Genomic DNA, 15489 nt, shown 5'->3' with positions numbered 1-15489 from the left:
ATCCGGCTCAGTTCAGCAGGGCCCGGGCCGCCTGGGCCTTGTGCCGGATCGCCTCGGCCGTGGTCGGCTCGATGGCGTCGAGCACCTCCGCGTACTCCTCCATCTCCGCCGCCCCGCGCTGGAACTCCCCTCGCTGGACCAGGAGTTGGGCCCGCTCGTAGCGCAGCCGCGCCGGGTGCGAGGGCAGCAGCAGCGAGAGCTCCACCGCCCAGAGGGCGACATCCGTGCGCTCGGGGCGGGCGGCGGCCCAGGCCCTGATGTTGTTCAGGATCCGCAGCACGATCTCCAGCGGCCGCGCGGGCGTCAGCATGGACGGCTCCAGCGGCGCCCCCGTCGCCGCGGTGACCAGGAGGTCCGCGTCCTGGCCGGTCAGCGGCCCGCCCCCGGTGAACGGATCGACGAGCACCGGCTGTGCCGGGTCCCCGAAGCCGACCACGAAGTGGCCGGGCAGCGCCACCCCGAACACCGGGGCGCCGGCCCGCCGGGCGACCTCGATCCAGACCACCGAGAGCAGGATCGGCAGCCCCCGGCGGCGCCGCAGCACCTGCTGGAGGAGCGAGGACTCCAGCCGTTGGTAGTCCGCCGACGACCCGCAGAACTCGTGCCGCTCACCGAGCAGTTCGGCCAGCGCCGAGGCCCAGGCGACGGGGGAGCGGGCGCCGTAGGGCAACAGCCCGGCGAGCCGGTCCAGTTCGATCTGCGCCGCGTCGATCCCGTACGGGTCGGGGGAGGTCTCCGCCGGATCGACCGGGCGCGGTTCCTCGGGGCCGACCGGGCCTGCCTCCGCACCCACCAGCAGGCAGAGCAGCGCCAGATCCGGCCGCTCGGACCGGGCCTCATCGGCGAACTGCCGCCGGCGGTCGGCCGTACCGGAATCCTGCGCGCTCATATGTGACCCATGCCCCTGCTCGTCCCTGCTGCCGGCTGCACCCGCCCGGCCGGCGGGTCCGGACTCCGCTACGCGGGCCGGAAGTGGTGGTAGCGGTGGTGCGCCGCGAACCCCATGCCGTCGTACAGCGCCCGCGCCCCTTCATTGTCCTCCTCCACCTGGAGCCAGGCCGCCGAGGCGCCCTCCTCCAAAGCCTGCCGGGCCAGGGCCGCCATCACCGAGGTGGCCAGCCCGCGCCGCCGGTGCTCGGGGGCGACCTCGACGGCCATGAACCCGGCCCACCGCCCGTCCACGACACACCGGCCGATCGCCGCGGGCGCCTCCCCGCCGGCCTCCCCGTCGCCCGCGCCCGCCACCGTGGCGAACCAGACCGACGGGCCGCCGCCCAGCACCCGCAGCACATGGGGGCCGGGGGTGGAGAAGCGCTGGTAGCGCGAGAGCCACGCCTCGTCCGGCGCACGGCTCAGCCGCACCGCCGACACGTCCGCGTCCAGGTCACCGACCGGCGCCAGCGCGGCGATCCGCACTTCCGCGGTGACCTCGCGCCGCCAGCCGTGCCGCTCCAGCTCCGCGCAGAGGGCCTCCTGCGTCCCCTCGGCCCCGGTCGCCGTCTGGATGTACGGGGGCAGGCCCCGCTCCTCGTACCAGCGCTCGACCCGCCCGAACGCCTCGCCGAGCGGTAGACCCGGATCGCCGAGCGGCAGCGCGGAGTTGGCGCGCCGGGTGAAACCGCCGGCGGCGCGCAGCCGCCACTCGCCGAGCGGCTCGCTCTCCACCGGCTGCCAGGCGCGGGCGGTGACGGCGGCCAGCTCCGGGAAGGAGGCCGCCGGGCCCCTCCTGCGGGCCGGGGCGGCGGGGACGACCTTGCCCGCGACCAGGGCGGATTCCACGATGTGGACGGACTCCCCGCTCTTCGGTGTGATCGCCACCACACCGTCGTCCCATGATGTGAGAACACCGACCGTATCGGTGAACTCCACGCCCGCGCCGCCCCCTGCGGAGCGCCGTCGCACGGAGACGCGTTTGCCCACGTCAGCCGGTGTGATGCGGACCTCCAGCCGTCCGCCCATGGTGAATTCCACAGCTCAGTTCGCCCCTCCTGTTCGGATCGTGCCCGAGAACGGAGATACTAGGGGCGGGCATCGACGACGCCGCGCTCCCGCGCGAGAGCCAACGCCCTACCGAGGAGGAACGACAGCGTGACCTACGTCATCGCGCAGCCTTGTGTCGACGTGAAGGACAAGGCCTGCATCGAAGAGTGCCCCGTCGACTGCATCTACGAGGGCCAGCGGTCCTTGTACATCCACCCGGACGAATGCGTCGACTGCGGAGCCTGTGAGCCGGTCTGCCCGGTCGAGGCCATCTTCTACGAGGACGACACTCCGGAGGAGTGGAAGGACTACTACAAGGCGAACGTCGAGTTCTTCGACGACCTCGGCTCCCCGGGTGGTGCTTCGAAGCTCGGTCTCATCGAGCGCGACCACGCGTTCGTCGCCGGACTGCCGCCGCAGAACCAGTAAGCGGCAGCGGCACCCTGTGCGCAGCCCGGTCCCGTACGGCTTGTCGCCGTGCGGGACCGAGGCGTTTCCCCGTACCGCTGCCGGTGACCGAACAGTCCGAGAAAGCCCTGAGAAAGCCCCGAGAAAGCAGAGCTCCGTGTCCGCAGTCTCCTCCCGCCTCCCGGTCTTCCCCTGGGACAGGCTCACGCCGTACAAGACGACGGCCCAGGCCCACCCGGACGGCATCGTGGACCTCTCCGTCGGTACGCCGGTCGACCCGGTGCCCGAGGTGATCCGGCGGGCGCTCGTCGCCGCCGCCGACAGCCCCGGCTATCCGACGGTGTGGGGCACCGAGGCCCTGCGCGACGCGCTCACCGGCTGGGTGGAGGGCCGCCTCGGCGCGGTCGGCGTGACCCACGCCAACGTGCTGCCGGTCGTCGGCTCCAAGGAGCTGGTGGCCTGGCTGCCGACGCAGCTCGGGCTCGGCCCGGGCGACAAGGTCGCCTACCCGCGGCTCGCCTACCCGACGTACGAGGTCGGCGCCCGGCTCTGCGGCGCGGAGCCCGTCGTCTACGACGACCCGACCGAGCTGGACCCGGCCGGGCTGAAGCTGCTCTGGCTCAACTCGCCGTCCAACCCGACCGGCAAGGTGCTGTCCCAGGACGAGCTGACCCGGATCGTCGCCTGGGCCCGCGAGCACGGCGTCCTCGTCTTCAGCGACGAGTGCTACCTGGAGCTGGGCTGGGAGGCCGAGCCGGTCTCCGTGCTCCACCCGGACGTCTGCGGCGGCCACTACGACGGGATCGTGGCCGTCCACTCGCTCTCCAAGCGCTCCAACCTGGCCGGCTACCGGGCCGCCTTCATCGCGGGCGACGCGGCCGTCCTCGGCGAGCTGCTGCTGATCCGCAAGCACGGCGGGATGATGACGCCCGCCCCCGTCCAGGCCGCCGCCGTCGCCGCCCTCGGCGACGACGTGCACGTGGCCGAGCAGCGCGCCCGGTACGCGGACCGCCGGCTGGCCCTGCGCGCCGCTCTGGAGGCGCACGGCTTCCGCATCGAGCACAGCGAGGCGAGCCTCTACCTCTGGGCGACCCGCGACGAGCCCTGCTGGGAGACCGTGGCGTACCTGGCCCAGCTGGGCATCCTGGTGGCGCCCGGCGACTTCTACGGCCCGGCGGGCGAGCGCTTCGTCCGGGTGGCCTTCACCGCGACCGACGAGCGGGTGGCGGCGGCGGTCAAGCGCCTGTCCTGATCTCCTGATGTGAACGTACGGGAGGGCCCGGGGAGTGCGCACTCCCCGGGCCCCCCGCATGTACGGCGTACGGCGGTGGGTCAGCCGATCGGCAGACCGCCCAGCGGCAGGCCACCGGTGGGCAGGCCGCCCGCGAGCGCGTCGGTCGGCAGGCCGCCACCGGCCGCACCGGCGATGCCGCCGACGGCCTCGCCCGCGCTGCCCGCGGTCTGGCCCGCGGTGTCCTGGACGGCCGGGGCGGCCACCTTGGCGGTCTGGCCCACGGTCTTGCCCGCGGCCGGAAGCGCGGTGCCGACGAGACGGCCGCCGGTCTCACCGGCAGCCTGGGTGCCCTGCTGGGCGGCGCTGTCCACGGTGTTGCCGAGACCGGCACCGTCCAGCGCGGTCAGACCGCCGAGGTCCGGGGTCTGCGGGAGCTCTGCGGCGCTCGCGGCGCCGGCCGCACCGACCACGGGGGCCGCACCCGCGGCGATCAGCAGCGCGGTACGAGCGATCCGACGGGTCAGGGGGAGGGACATGGTGCTCCTTCGACGGGATGGTCAGTGATCCGGATCCGGTGAGCCGGACGCACTGACAACAGGGCCGAGGGGAGGGAAAGTTGCGGCGAGCAAAGGTAAAGAGTGAGCAATGCGTCCGATAATCCGCAGTGGAGGAACCCGGGCAAACGATCCATTCCGGAGCCGTTCGATGAACCGTCACTTCCCTTGAGCGGCAAGGGAAGCGGTGCGGGATGAACGGACCGGCGAAGAGGCGGCCCGGGAGCCCCGGAGCGGCAGGCTCCAGGGTCCGTACGGGTGACGGGCCGAACTACTGGACGACCCGGATTCCGACGGCGGTCGTGTCCGGTTCCTTATCCTTCGTACGTTCCGTCCGCCAGCCGGAACCGGCCTCCCACACCCGGTCGGCATAGCTCACGCGCTCGATCAGCAGCTCATCGGAGTGCGCGACCGCCCAGGCCGCCAGCTCCCAGCCGCGCTGCGGCGCGCGGTCCTCCGCCGAGGCCCGGGCCGACGCCGGCACGGGCACCGAGACGGTGGCGGCGGCCGACGCGCCCGCCGCCTTCGTCGCGGGCAGGACGTCCTTGCCGAAGGTGCGGATCAGCTCGGCCCGCACCTGCGCCGCGTCCCCCGGGCTCCCGGCGGTCCTCTTCGGCGGCGTGCAGTTCAGCGAGGCGGGCTCGCGCCCGGTCAGCGCGGCGGCCAGCAGTGCGGCGTCCGGCTCGTGCTTCGCGTACGCCTGCGGGAAGCCGCTGCGCTGCACGCGCTGCGCCGCCACGGTCAGCGGCAGCCGCGAGTAGCCCGGGACCTTGGCCAGATGGTCGTAGAACTCCCCGGCCGAGTACACCGGGTCCATGATCTCCGCCACGGTGCCCCAGCCCTGCGAGGGCCGCTGCTGGAACAGGCCCACCGAGTCCCGGTCCCCGTAGTCGATGTTGCGGAGCGTGGACTCCTGGATCGCCGTCGCGATCGCGATGGTCACCGCCCGCTCCGGCATCCCGCGGGTGGTCCCCACGGCGGAGATCGTCGCCGCGTTCGCCGCCTGGTGCAGGCTCATCTCGTAGGTGTGGTCCCCCTCGGGGGCCCGGACCACGCAGCGTGGCGCGGACTCGGTGGTGGAGGAGTCGTACTGAACGGCCAGATAACCGCCCAGCGCGGCGAGCACGGTGAAGCCGGCCGCGTAGCGGAGAAGGCGGCTGCGGCGGCGACGGGCGGGGCTGGCTGTCCGGGACACGGGGCCCACCGTACTGGAGGGTACGGCCGGGGGCCGATACCCAGGTGCCCCGGGACCGATGCCCGGGTCCTGGGGCACCGATGCTCAGGCCCTCCGGGACCGGCGCCCGGGTCCCCCGGGGGCGCTACCAGCCCCTCACCTCGGTCCTCTAGGGTCGTGGCCATGTCCGACAGCACGCTTGACCTGACCCTGGACGGCCCGGCGCTCACCGCCCGGCTCGTCGACATCCCCTCGGTCAGCGGGGAGGAGAAGGCACTCGCCGACGCGATCGAGACAGCGCTGCGCGGCCTGCCCCATCTCACCGTCGACCGCCACGGCAACAACGTCGTCGCCCGCACGGACCTCGGCCGCGCCGAGCGTGTCGTCCTCGCCGGGCACATCGACACCGTGCCGATCGCCGACAACGTCCCCTCCCGCCTCGACGCGGACGGCATCCTCTGGGGCTGCGGGACCACCGACATGAAGGCCGGCGTCGCCGTCCAGCTCCGGATCGCCGCGACGGTCCCCGAGCCCAACCGCGACCTGACCTTCATCTTCTACGACAACGAAGAGGTCGCCGCCGACCTCAACGGCCTCGGCCACATCGCCACCGCCCACCCCGACTGGCTCGCCGGAGACTTCGCCGTCCTCCTGGAGCCCTCCGACGGCGAGGTGGAGGGCGGCTGCCAGGGCACGCTCCGGGTCCACCTCCGTACGGCAGGGGAGCGGGCGCACTCCGCGCGCAGCTGGATGGGGTCCAACGCCGTCCACGCGGCCGCCCCGATCCTGGCGAAGCTGGCGGCGTACGAGCCCCGCCGCCCGGTCATCGACGGCCTCGAATACCACGAGGGGCTCAACGCCGTCGGCATCGAGGGCGGCGTCGCCACCAACGTCATCCCGGACGCCTGCACCGTCGTCGTCAACTACCGGTACGCCCCCGACCGCACCGAAGAGGAGGCCGTCGCCCACGTCCGCGAGGTCTTCGCCGACTGCGGGGTGGCCGAGATGATCATCGACGACCACTCCGGCGCGGCCATGCCCGGCCTCTCCCACCCCGCCGCGAAGGCCTTCATGGAGGCGGTCGGCGGCACCGCCCGGCCCAAGTTCGGCTGGACCGACGTCTCCCGCTTCGGCGGCCTCGGCGTCCCCGCGGTGAACTACGGCCCCGGCGACCCGATCTACGCCCACAAGCGCGACGAGCACGTGGTCGTCGAGAAGATCACCCACTGTGAGGACCGCCTCCGCTCCTGGCTGACCGCCTGACCTCCCGACCGCCCGACGCACGGCATTCCCCCGTACGTAACCTCCGTCGATCTACGCTGGCCGGACGCAGCACGACACAGCCCGGCCCAGGACGACGCGGGTCGGTGGAGGGAGCGGAACATGGGCAACGCCGAGGACGCACGAATCCCTGAGGGTGCGGAGGTCCCCGAGGGCGCGGTCGCCCCGGAGGAACAGTGGCTGGGTCCGGTGGTCCGCCGCAGGGAGCAGGTCCAGCCCGGCACGACCGATCAGCGGCTGCTGGACTCCGAGGGCGACTCCGAGTGGGTGCACACCGACCCGTGGCGGGTCATGCGCATCCAGTCGGAGTTCGTCGAGGGCTTCGGAGCCCTCGCGGAGCTGCCGAGCGCGATCAGCGTCTTCGGCTCGGCCCGCACCCCGGCCGGATCGGCGGAGTACGAGGCCGGCGTCCGGATCGGCAAGGCACTGGTCGACGCGGGCTTCGCGGTGATCACCGGCGGCGGCCCGGGCGCGATGGAGGCCGCCAACAAGGGGGCCCGGGAGGCGAAGGGCGTCTCGGTCGGCCTCGGCATCGAGCTGCCCTTCGAGTCGGGGCTGAACCCGCACGTCGACATCGGCGTCAACTTCCGCTACTTCTTCGTCCGCAAGACGATGTTCGTGAAGTACGCGCAGGGCTTCGTGGTCCTGCCCGGCGGCCTCGGCACCCTGGACGAGCTCTTCGAGGCGCTCACCCTCGTCCAGACCGGCAAGGTCACCCGCTTCCCGATCGTCCTCTTCGGCACCGCCTACTGGGGCGGCCTGGTCGACTGGCTCCGCGAAACGGTGGTCGCGGGCGGCAAGGCCTCGGAGAAGGACCTGCTGCTGTTCCACGTGACGGACGACGTGGACGAAGCGGTGACCCTGGTGACGAAGGAGGTCGGGCGCTAGCCGATCGAGCCCGTCCGGCACAATCCAGCCCGTCCGGCGTTTGAGGACATCTTTTCCGGCCGGACCGGCCGCACTCAGCCCCTCCGGCGCTTGAGGAGCGGGGCCCGGGGGCAGCGCCCCAGGCCCCGCCCGCCGGGCAGGCGGCAGAACTACGCCAGCCCCCGCCGCGCCACGGCCGGAGGCCGATGCCCGGCGATCGACGCCACCATGTCCAGAACCTGCCGCGTCTCCGCCACCTCGTGCACCCGGTACACCCGCGCCCCCAGCCACGCCGACACCGCCGTCGTGGCCAGCGTCCCGATGACCCGCTCCTTCACCGGCCGGTCCAGCGTCTCGCCCACGAAGTCCTTGTTGGACAGGGACACCAGCACCGGCCACCCCGTCTCCGCCATCTCCTCAAGACGACGCGTCGCCTCAAGAGAGTGCCGCGTGTTCTTACCGAAGTCGTGACCCGGATCGATCATGATCCCGTCCGTCCGTACCCCGAGCGCCACCGCCCGCTCCGCCAGCCCCACCGTCACCCGCAGGATGTCCGCCATCACATCCTCGTACGCGATCCGGTGCGGCCGCGTCCGCGGCTCCGCGCCTCCCGCGTGCGTACACACGAGCCCCGCCCCGTACCGCGCGGCGACCTCCGCCAGCTTCGGGTCGACCCCGCCCCACGCGTCGTTCAGGACGTCCGCCCCGGCCTCGCAGACCGCCTCGCCCACGTCGTGCCGCCAGGTGTCCACGCTGATCACCACATCCGGGTGGCGGCGGCGGACCTCGGCGACGAACCCGACCGTGCGGCGCGCCTCCTCCTCGGCGCTCACCTCCTCGCCGGGGCCGGCCTTCACCCCGCCGATGTCGATGATCGCGGCGCCCTCGGCCACCGCCTGCTCGACCCGGGCGAGCGCCGGCTCGTCCCTGAAGGTGGCGCCCTGGTCGTAGAAGGAGTCCGGGGTCCGGTTCACGATCGCCATGATCACCGGCTCGTGCGGACCGAATTCCCGCCGCCCCAGCCTGAGTGCACCGCTTCGCATCCCGTGTTTCCTCCTCGATAGCCCGCCTGCGACCCTAACGTCCCCGCCCTGACTGTCCGTGCCGCATGGCACCATCGGAGCCGGTCGAGGTTTCCACCCCCGGGGAGATGCGCGTGTTCTGGTTCTTGCTGCTCACGATGGTCGTGGTCGTCACGGCGGTCACCCTCGCGGTGGTCGGCGGTGGCGGGAGCGCCGTGCTCCAGGATGTGGAGCCCCAGCGGTTCACCGACCCCCTGCCCACGACCCGCCCGGTCGGCCGGGCGGACGTCGAGGCGCTGCGCCTGCCGATGGCCGCCCGGGGCTACCGGATGGCGGACGTCGACGAGGCGCTGTCCCGGCTCGGCGCGGAGCTGGCCGAGCGTGACGCCCGGATCGCGGAGCTGGAGTCCGCCCTCGCCGGGGCGCAGGCGTCCGCGGTGACGACCGGGACCGACCTCTTCAAGCAGCCCGGGGACCGGCCCACCGGGCCCGGTGACCGGCAGACCGGCGGCCCGGCCCGCGGCGAGGACGACGGCCGATGAGCGGCGGAGCCGTGGCCGCCCCCGACGGCGGGCTGCGCTGCCCCTGGGGCCTGTCCACCGAGGACTACCTCACCTACCACGACACCGAGTGGGGCCGCCCGGTCCACGGGGACGACGCCCTCTTCGAGCGGCTCTGCCTGGAGGCGTTCCAGTCCGGGCTCTCCTGGCTGACGATCCTGCGCCGCCGCGAGACCTTCCGTACGGCGTTCGCCGGGTTCGAGATCGCCGCGGTCGCGAAGTTCACCGACGCCGACCGGGAGCGGCTCCTCGCCGACCCCGGCATCATCCGCAACCGGGCCAAGGTCGACGCCACCCTCGCCAACGCGAAGGTGCTCGCCGACTGGCCGGCCGGGGAGCTGGACGAGCTGATCTGGTCCTACGCCCCCGACCCGGCCGGCCGGACCGCCCCGCGCGAGCTGGGCGATGTCCCCGCCGTCACCCCGGAGTCCACCGCGCTGGCCAAGGAGCTGAAGAAGCGCTCGATCCGCTTCGTCGGCCCGACCACGGCCTACGCCCTGATGCAGGCGTGCGGCCTCGTCGACGACCACCTCGCGGACTGCGTGGCCCGGGGCGATGCCACCGTCGCGTGAGCGGCTACTTCCCCAGGTAGACCGGCTTCTCCTTCGCGAGGAACGCCTCCACCGCGATGGTGTGGTCCTGCGACGCGCCCGCCCGGGTCTGGAGTTCGTCCTCCTTCTCCAGCGTCTCGGCGAGCGTGTGCCCGGCGCCGTACGCCAGGGACTCCTTCAGCGCCGCGTACGCCACCGTCGGACCGTCGGCCAGCGCCCGGGCCACCGCGGCGGCCTCCTCGGCCAGCTTGTCCGCCGGGACCACCCGGTTGACCAGGCCCAGCTCCAGGGCGTCCTGCGCGGAGATCGAGCGCGGGAAGAACAGCAGATCGGCGGCGCGGCTCGGGCCGATCAGCCGCGGCAGCGTCCAGGAGACGCCCGAGTCGGCGGTCAGGGCGACGCCCGCGAACGAGGTGTTGAACGAGGCCGTCTCGGCGACCACCCGGTAGTCGGCCGCCAGCGCGAAACCGAACCCGGCCCCGGCCGCGACGCCGTTCACCCCGGCGACGACCGGCTTGGCCATCTCCGTGATGGCCCGCACGATCGGGTTGTAGTGCTCCCGTACCGTGCTCAGCGCGTTGCCGTCGCCCGCCTCACGCGTCGCCGTCAGCGTGGCGACATGCTCCTTGAGGTCCTGGCCGACACAGAAGGCGCGCCCGGTGGCCGTGAGCAGAACCGCCCGTACGGCGGGGTCCGCGGCCGCCGCCCGCAGGGAGTCCCGGAGCGCGACCTTCGCCGCGGTGTTCATGGCGTTCATCGCGTCGGGTCGGTTGATCGTGATCGTCGCGAGACCCTCGCTGACGTCGTACAGCACGGTGTTCGCCGGCTCGTCGGCCATTGCTGTCCATCCCCTCACTGCTCGGGCATCGTTGCCCCTGGAGGCAAGCATGGCCGACGCGGCGCGGGGCATGGATGTGACCTGCGTCTAACAATTGGCTCTCACCTGGGGCCCCGGGGCGGCGCAGTATCGCAGCCGGATCGCCGAATTAGACGGTTTTGGGGGAGCGCGTTGCGCAAGCGATGCAGAGCGATGTTGGTCATCGGGGTCCCTGATGCGGGATAATGGCGAAGAAGCAATGTGTTCGATGCCGGTGAGGCAGCGCCTGTCATGGGGCCGCCGGTTGCGATGAGCTGGTTTCAGGAAGGGGAACGAGCATGGCGGCCATGAAGCCGCGGACGGGCGACGGCCCGCTCGAGGTGACAAAGGAGGGGCGGGGCATCGTCATGCGCGTTCCGCTCGAAGGCGGCGGTCGGCTTGTTGTCGAGCTGACTCCGGACGAGGCCGATGCCCTCGGCGACGCGCTGAAGAAGGTCGTCGGCTGACGCGGAACGCCCATCACCTTCACCACTGCCCGGTACGGATCTCCGTGCCGGGCAGTGGTGCGTTCACCGGCGTTGTTACGGGTACGGGCTCAGCCGCGCCGGACCGCGCAGAGCAGCCCGTCGCCGACCGGCAGCAGCGTCGGCATCAGCTCCTGGCTCTCGCGCACCGCCCGCAGCAGCTCCCGCAGCCGCAGCACCTCGGCGGGCTGCGCGGCGGAGTCGACGGTACGGCCGTCGGCGAAGACGCCCTCGAAGCAGACCAGCCCGCCGGGGCGCAGCAGGCGCAACGATTCAGCGAGGCAGTCCAGGCTCTCCAGCCGGTCGCCGTCGCAGAAGACGAGGTCGTAACCGCCGTCCGCGAGCCGGGGCAGCACGTCCAGCGCGCGGCCGGGGATGAAGCGGGACCGGTTGGAGGCGAAGCCCGCCTCGCGGAACGCCTCGCGGGCGAACTGCTGGCGCTCGGGCTCCGGGTCCACCGTGGTCAGCACACCGTCGGCACGCATCCCGTGCAGCAGATAGATGCCGGACACGCCCGTGCCCGTGCCGATCTCCGCCACCGCCTTGGCATCTGCCGCGCCGGCCAGCAGGCGCAGCGCGGCACCGGTGCCCGGGGAGACCGAGCGGATCCCCAGCTCACGGGAGTGCTCCCTGGCCCGGTGCAGAGCTTCGTCCTCGGCGACAAAGGCGTCGGCGAGGCCCCAGCTCGTCTGCCGGTTGGCGGTAATGACCCTCTCCTGTCCCCGTAGTTGGCGCAACGGTGACTGTATCCGCTGGACCCGGGAACCCGCAGATGGGACCGGGCGTTGTGCAAGGAGTGGGGAAAGCGCAGTGCCCCGGCCCGCGGATCGGACCGGTGAGCTGCGAGGACGTCCCGGGCGACGCCCGGCCCCAGCAGGGAAAAGTCTTATCCGGAGCTAACGGGCGAGGTGGCTATGGTAGGGGCTCCACTGGACACCACCAGAGCCGATAGGGGAGGTGCGGCTGCGCCTGTGGATCGGGGCGGGGTGCTGCGGCGCCTTCTCAGGTCGGCCGGTGAGCCGAAATCCGTGACCAACATTGCTGACCGTTCTTCCGAAAACTCCGCACCGACCGCGACCTTCGCCTCCGATGCGGACCAGGCGTGGACCCCGCCCTCATGGGAAGAGATCGTCAGCACGCACAGCGGTCGCGTGTACCGCCTTGCCTACCGGCTGACGGGTAACCAGCACGACGCCGAGGACCTCACGCAGGAGGTCTTCGTCAGAGTCTTCCGCTCGCTGTCGACGTACACGCCCGGCACCTTCGAGGGCTGGCTGCACCGCATCACCACCAATCTCTTCCTGGACATGGTCCGGCGCAAGCAGCGGATCCGCTTCGACTCGCTCGGCGACGACGCGGCCGAGCGGCTGCCCAGCCGGGAGCCGTCCCCGCAGCAGGTCTTCAACGACACCCACTTCGACGCCGACGTGCAGCAGGCGCTGGACACCCTCGCGCCCGAGTTCCGCGCCGCCGTCGTCCTCTGCGACATCGAGGGCCTCAGCTACGAGGAGATCGCCGCCACCCTCGGCGTGAAGCTCGGCACCGTGCGCAGCCGCATCCACCGCGGCCGCTCGCACCTGCGCAAGGCGCTCAAGCACCGTTCGCCCGAAGCCCGCGCCGAGCAGCGCTCCCTGGCGGACGCGGTCCTCGCAGGGGAGGGCGGAACGGCGTGAGCGGCACAGGTCTGACCGGTCCCACCCCTGCCGAAGCGCACCTGGGGGACCGGCTCGCCGCGCTGGTCGACGGCGAGCTGAATCATGACGCCCGCGAGCGGGTGCTGGCCCATCTGGCGACCTGCTCCCGGTGCAAGGTCGAGGCCGACGCCCAGCGCCGCCTCAAGAGCGCCTTCGCCATGTCCGCCGCACCCTCGCCCTCCGAGGGGTTCCTGGCCCGCCTGCAGGGCCTTCCCGGGGGTCCTGGCGGCGACGACACCGGCGCCGGCAGACCGTTCGGCTCCGGCGGCCCGTTCGCCGACGAGTTCTTCCCCCCGCTGCGGTCCTCCGGCGCCACCCGCCGCGACCCCGCCGCGTCCCCCGCCCCGCTGGACGACTTCGGGTACTTCCCCGCGGCCCACGGCTCCACCGCCGTCCTCCCCGGCGGCTCCCGCTCCGCCTTCCGCATCCACGAGGTGGCCCGGGACGCCGAGCGCTCGCCCTGGCGCGGCCGGCGCTTCGCCTTCGCCGCGGCCGGCGCCGTGTCCCTGGCGGCCATCGCGCTCGGCGGCACCCTGCCGCTGGACTCAGGCCCCGACCCCCTCCTGCGCGCCGAGGGCAGCGGCAACAGCGTGACGCCGCTCGACGCGGAGACCCGCGCCGGGGGCTCCGAGACGGCGGTCAGCCGCCGCGGCGGCGCCCAGTCGGTGGGCAGTGACCGCCTCGCCGTCAACCGGTCGGCGGCCGATGTGTCCTCGACCGGTGCGCACCGGCCCTCGCCCGCGCTCACCGCACCCCCGGCATCCGCCGCTCCCGTGGTGAAGCCACCCCTGTCCCTGCGGCCGCAGACGACGGCCCCGCCGCTGTTCTCCACCTCGGCCCTGGGCGGACACCCCTTCACGTTCCCCGCGCTGAACGTGTCCGTGCCGCCGCTGATACGCCCGGCCGGTGGCTCCACGCCGCTGCTCGCGGCCGTGCTGGGCAGCGGCTCGACGACGAAGGCGCTCACCCCGCCGACGCCCTCGGGGCCGGGGCGGCCCGCCCCGACCAACGACCTGGCGAGCCCGCTCTCCCCCCGGCGCTGACGGGAATCCGGCCGAACCCCGGCCGGACCCGGACCCTGGCCGAACCACGACGGGACCCCTGCGCGGGGATTCGCAAACCTGGTTGAATCCGGGGAGGGACGCCCCCGGTGGGGCGTGCAGAGGCCAGTGGCGGGGAGAGCATGGACGACGGTAGGCAGGCGAAGTGGTGGAGCCGCCCCGCGACGGGGCGGCCCGGCCGCGACGAGCCGGAGAGCCGGGGCGGCGGCGAGGGCGACGCCCCCTCGGTGCGGCCCGACAGCCCGGCCCCGACCGGTGGAGCCGCGCCCGCGGACGGCCCCGCGCCCCTCGTCGGCCAGGAGCCGCAGGAGCCCGCCCCGACCCGCCCGGCCGGGCCGCCGCTGCACGAGCCCGATGTGTACAGCACCCCGCCGTACGGCGGCCCCGGACCGTGGGCGCCCGCGCCGCCGGTCCAGCGGCCGACCCCGGCCCACGGCACCCCCGTACCGCCGCAAGCCGTACCCCCGCAGGCCGTACCCTTGCCGCCGCAGCCGTCCCCGGTGACCCCGCAGGCCACCCCCGTACCCTCCTCGTCCTCGCAGTGGCTCCAGTACGACCCCTGGGGCGCGCCGGGGCAGCCGCTGACCCAGGTCGGGCCGCCGGCCGGCACCGAGCCGGGGAGCCGGAAGAACCGCCGCGGCGGCGCCTTCGCCGGAATGCTGCTGCTGGCCCTGGTCGCCAGCGGCATCGGCGGCGGCGTCGGCGCGTACGTCGAGCGCACCGGCGGCCTGACCACCGTCGAGCTGCCCCAGGCGAGCCACGACAACGGCGACCGGGCCCCCGAGAGCGTCGCGGGCATCGCCGCCAGCGCCCTGCCCAGCGTGGTCACCCTGCACGTCAGCGGCACCGCCGAGTCCGGCACCGGCACCGGCTTCGTCCTCGACGCCCGGGGCCACATCCTCACCAACAACCACGTCGTCGCCCCGGCCGGATCCAGCGGCGACATCACCGTGACGTTCAGCAGCGGTGAGACGGCCGCCGCCGAACTCGTCGGCAAGGACAGCGGCTACGACCTCGCCGTCGTCCGGGTCAAGGGCGTCTCGGGCCTCAAGCCCCTGCCGCTCGGCAACTCCGACAACGTCCGGGTGGGCGACCCGGTGGTGGCCATCGGCGCCCCCTTCGACCTGTCCAACACGGTCACCTCCGGCATCATCAGCGCCAAGCAGCGCCCGATCACCGCGGGCGGCGAGAAGGGCGACGGCAGCGACATCAGCTATGTCGACGCCCTCCAGACCGACGCCCCGATCAACCCCGGCAACTCCGGCGGCCCGCTCGTCGACACCCAGGCTCATGTCATCGGCATCAACAGCGCCATCCGCGCCGCCGACAGCGGCAAGGGCACCGAGCGCGGCGGCCAGTCCGGCTCCATCGGCCTCGGCTTCGCGATACCGATCAACCAGGGCAAGCGCGTCGCCGAGGAGCTGATCAACACCGGCAAGGCCACCCACCCGGTGATCGGCGTCACGCTGGACATGAAGTTCACCGGCGACGGCGCCAAGGTCGGCGAGAAGGGCCCCGAGGACGGGCCTGCGGTCACCAAGGGCGGCCCGGCCGCCAAGGCGGGCATCAGGTCCGGCGACGTGATCACCGAGGTCCAGGGCCAGCGCGTGCACAGCGGGGAGGAGCTGATCGTGAAGATCCGCGCCCACCGTCCCGGCGACCGGCTGGAGCTGCGGCTGACCCGAGGTGGCGAGGAGCGGTCCGTCACGTTGACGCTCGGCTCGGCGAGCGGCACGTGAGCGACACGGCAAGGTACCGCCCG

At 73.2% G+C, this 15489-nt stretch carries 17 protein-coding genes; 10 read left to right on the top strand and 7 right to left on the bottom strand.

The features are described from left to right. Positions 1 to 7: 7 nt before the first annotated feature. Together IF17_RS0101060 and IF17_RS0101055 are read right to left on the bottom strand one after the other, a co-directional pair. Positions 8 to 889, bottom strand: a complete 882-nt coding sequence (locus IF17_RS0101060) for a transglutaminase family protein (RefSeq protein ID WP_030561162.1) — start codon at positions 887 to 889, stop codon at positions 8 to 10. A 68-nt stretch (positions 890 to 957) separates the two neighbouring features. Continuing rightward, positions 958 to 1971, bottom strand: coding sequence for a GNAT family N-acetyltransferase (locus tag IF17_RS0101055; RefSeq protein ID WP_030561160.1), 1014 nt, complete (start codon positions 1969 to 1971; stop codon positions 958 to 960). A 117-nt stretch (positions 1972 to 2088) separates the two neighbouring features. On the opposite strand from IF17_RS0101055, the gene fdxA reads away from it, so the two are divergent. Continuing rightward, entirely contained in the window at positions 2089 to 2409 is a 321-nt protein-coding gene (gene fdxA / locus IF17_RS0101050) for a ferredoxin (RefSeq protein WP_003966501.1), read from the top strand. Between the two features lie 136 nt (positions 2410 to 2545). Further along, positions 2546 to 3640, top strand: coding sequence for a succinyldiaminopimelate transaminase (gene dapC / locus IF17_RS0101045; RefSeq protein ID WP_030561153.1), 1095 nt, complete (start codon positions 2546 to 2548; stop codon positions 3638 to 3640). A gap of 80 nt (positions 3641 to 3720) precedes the next feature. On the opposite strand, the gene IF17_RS0101040 is transcribed toward dapC, so the two are convergent. Both IF17_RS0101040 and IF17_RS0101035 read right to left on the bottom strand, forming a co-directional pair. After that, complete coding sequence (locus IF17_RS0101040; protein ID WP_030561152.1) at positions 3721 to 4158, bottom strand: hypothetical protein; 438 nt, start codon at positions 4156 to 4158, stop codon at positions 3721 to 3723. Between the two features lie 289 nt (positions 4159 to 4447). Next, positions 4448 to 5371 (bottom strand): hypothetical protein, encoded by a 924-nt coding sequence (locus IF17_RS0101035; RefSeq protein ID WP_030561150.1) that lies wholly within the window; start codon positions 5369 to 5371, stop codon positions 4448 to 4450. A 162-nt stretch (positions 5372 to 5533) separates the two neighbouring features. Between IF17_RS0101035 and dapE the strand changes: the two genes are divergently transcribed. Both dapE and IF17_RS0101025 read left to right on the top strand, forming a co-directional pair. Next, positions 5534 to 6613 (top strand): succinyl-diaminopimelate desuccinylase, encoded by a 1080-nt coding sequence (dapE, locus tag IF17_RS0101030; protein WP_030561148.1) that lies wholly within the window; start codon positions 5534 to 5536, stop codon positions 6611 to 6613. A gap of 120 nt (positions 6614 to 6733) precedes the next feature. After that, complete coding sequence (locus IF17_RS0101025) at positions 6734 to 7519, top strand: LOG family protein (RefSeq protein ID WP_030561146.1); 786 nt, start codon at positions 6734 to 6736, stop codon at positions 7517 to 7519. Between the two features lie 149 nt (positions 7520 to 7668). Here the strand turns inward: IF17_RS0101025 and folP are convergent, their stop codons facing one another. Beyond that, entirely contained in the window at positions 7669 to 8541 is an 873-nt protein-coding gene (folP, locus tag IF17_RS0101020) for a dihydropteroate synthase (protein WP_030561144.1), read from the bottom strand. A 65-nt stretch (positions 8542 to 8606) separates the two neighbouring features. On the opposite strand from folP, the gene IF17_RS0101015 reads away from it, so the two are divergent. Both IF17_RS0101015 and IF17_RS0101010 read left to right on the top strand, forming a co-directional pair. Next, a complete protein-coding gene (locus tag IF17_RS0101015; RefSeq protein WP_051883845.1) occupies positions 8607 to 9062 on the top strand; it encodes a cell division protein DivIVA in 456 nt (151 codons plus the stop codon). After that, entirely contained in the window at positions 9059 to 9652 is a 594-nt protein-coding gene (locus IF17_RS0101010; RefSeq protein WP_030561140.1) for a DNA-3-methyladenine glycosylase I, read from the top strand. Before IF17_RS0101015 ends, IF17_RS0101010 begins: the two co-directional genes overlap by 4 nt. A 4-nt stretch (positions 9653 to 9656) precedes the next feature. Here IF17_RS0101010 and chcB read toward each other — a convergent pair whose 3' ends face one another. Continuing rightward, positions 9657 to 10469 carry a 2-cyclohexenylcarbonyl CoA isomerase gene (gene chcB, locus IF17_RS0101005; RefSeq protein ID WP_030561138.1) on the bottom strand — a complete coding sequence of 271 codons (813 nt, stop codon included), beginning with the start codon at positions 10467 to 10469 and terminating at the stop codon, positions 9657 to 9659. A gap of 317 nt (positions 10470 to 10786) precedes the next feature. Here chcB and IF17_RS1000000137430 point away from each other — a divergent pair, with 317 nt between their 5' ends. Next, the gene (locus tag IF17_RS1000000137430) at positions 10787 to 10954 is read left to right on the top strand and encodes a DUF3117 domain-containing protein (protein WP_003966491.1); all 168 of its coding nucleotides are present in this window, start codon (positions 10787 to 10789) and stop codon (positions 10952 to 10954) included. 89 nt (positions 10955 to 11043) lie between these two features. On the opposite strand, the gene IF17_RS0100995 is transcribed toward IF17_RS1000000137430, so the two are convergent. Next, entirely contained in the window at positions 11044 to 11709 is a 666-nt protein-coding gene (locus IF17_RS0100995; protein WP_030561136.1) for an O-methyltransferase, read from the bottom strand. A gap of 177 nt (positions 11710 to 11886) precedes the next feature. Here IF17_RS0100995 and sigE point away from each other — a divergent pair, with 177 nt between their 5' ends. From sigE to IF17_RS0100980, 3 genes are all read left to right on the top strand, one after another. Continuing rightward, positions 11887 to 12645: an RNA polymerase sigma factor SigE gene (sigE, locus tag IF17_RS0100990; protein ID WP_179115456.1), complete on the top strand. Its 759-nt coding sequence runs from the start codon at positions 11887 to 11889 to the stop codon at positions 12643 to 12645. Then, the gene (locus IF17_RS0100985; RefSeq protein WP_030561134.1) at positions 12642 to 13709 is read left to right on the top strand and encodes an anti-sigma factor family protein; all 1068 of its coding nucleotides are present in this window, start codon (positions 12642 to 12644) and stop codon (positions 13707 to 13709) included. Before sigE ends, IF17_RS0100985 begins: the two co-directional genes overlap by 4 nt. Positions 13710 to 13849: 140 nt before the next feature. After that, positions 13850 to 15466, top strand: a complete 1617-nt coding sequence (locus IF17_RS0100980; protein WP_030561132.1) for a S1C family serine protease — start codon at positions 13850 to 13852, stop codon at positions 15464 to 15466. Positions 15467 to 15489: the final 23 nt, after the last annotated feature.

It is taken from the genome of Streptomyces cyaneofuscatus (assembly GCF_000718135.1).
In the GTDB taxonomy this organism is placed as follows: domain Bacteria; phylum Actinomycetota; class Actinomycetes; order Streptomycetales; family Streptomycetaceae; genus Streptomyces; species Streptomyces cyaneofuscatus.
The sequence above is the reverse complement of the archived record's forward strand: the minus strand, read 5'-3'. Positions and strand labels throughout refer to the sequence as shown.

What these genes read in the sequence shown, in the direction of transcription:
- IF17_RS0101015 (WP_051883845.1), top strand. Translation starts at nt 8,607, where the DNA reads ATGGCACCATCGGAGCCGGTCGAGGTTTCCACCCCCGGGGAGATGCGC.
- IF17_RS0101025 (WP_030561146.1), top strand. Translation starts at nt 6,734, where the DNA reads ATGGGCAACGCCGAGGACGCACGAATCCCTGAGGGTGCGGAGGTCCCC.
- sigE (WP_179115456.1), top strand. Translation starts at nt 11,887, where the DNA reads ATGGTAGGGGCTCCACTGGACACCACCAGAGCCGATAGGGGAGGTGCG.
- IF17_RS0101040 (WP_030561152.1), bottom strand. Translation starts at nt 4,158, where the DNA reads ATGTCCCTCCCCCTGACCCGTCGGATCGCTCGTACCGCGCTGCTGATC.
- IF17_RS0100980 (WP_030561132.1), top strand. Translation starts at nt 13,850, where the DNA reads ATGGACGACGGTAGGCAGGCGAAGTGGTGGAGCCGCCCCGCGACGGGG.
- folP (WP_030561144.1), bottom strand. Translation starts at nt 8,541, where the DNA reads ATGCGAAGCGGTGCACTCAGGCTGGGGCGGCGGGAATTCGGTCCGCAC.
- chcB (WP_030561138.1), bottom strand. Translation starts at nt 10,469, where the DNA reads ATGGCCGACGAGCCGGCGAACACCGTGCTGTACGACGTCAGCGAGGGT.
- dapE (WP_030561148.1), top strand. Translation starts at nt 5,534, where the DNA reads ATGTCCGACAGCACGCTTGACCTGACCCTGGACGGCCCGGCGCTCACC.
- IF17_RS0101060 (WP_030561162.1), bottom strand. Translation starts at nt 889, where the DNA reads ATGAGCGCGCAGGATTCCGGTACGGCCGACCGCCGGCGGCAGTTCGCC.
- IF17_RS0101010 (WP_030561140.1), top strand. Translation starts at nt 9,059, where the DNA reads ATGAGCGGCGGAGCCGTGGCCGCCCCCGACGGCGGGCTGCGCTGCCCC.
- IF17_RS1000000137430 (WP_003966491.1), top strand. Translation starts at nt 10,787, where the DNA reads ATGGCGGCCATGAAGCCGCGGACGGGCGACGGCCCGCTCGAGGTGACA.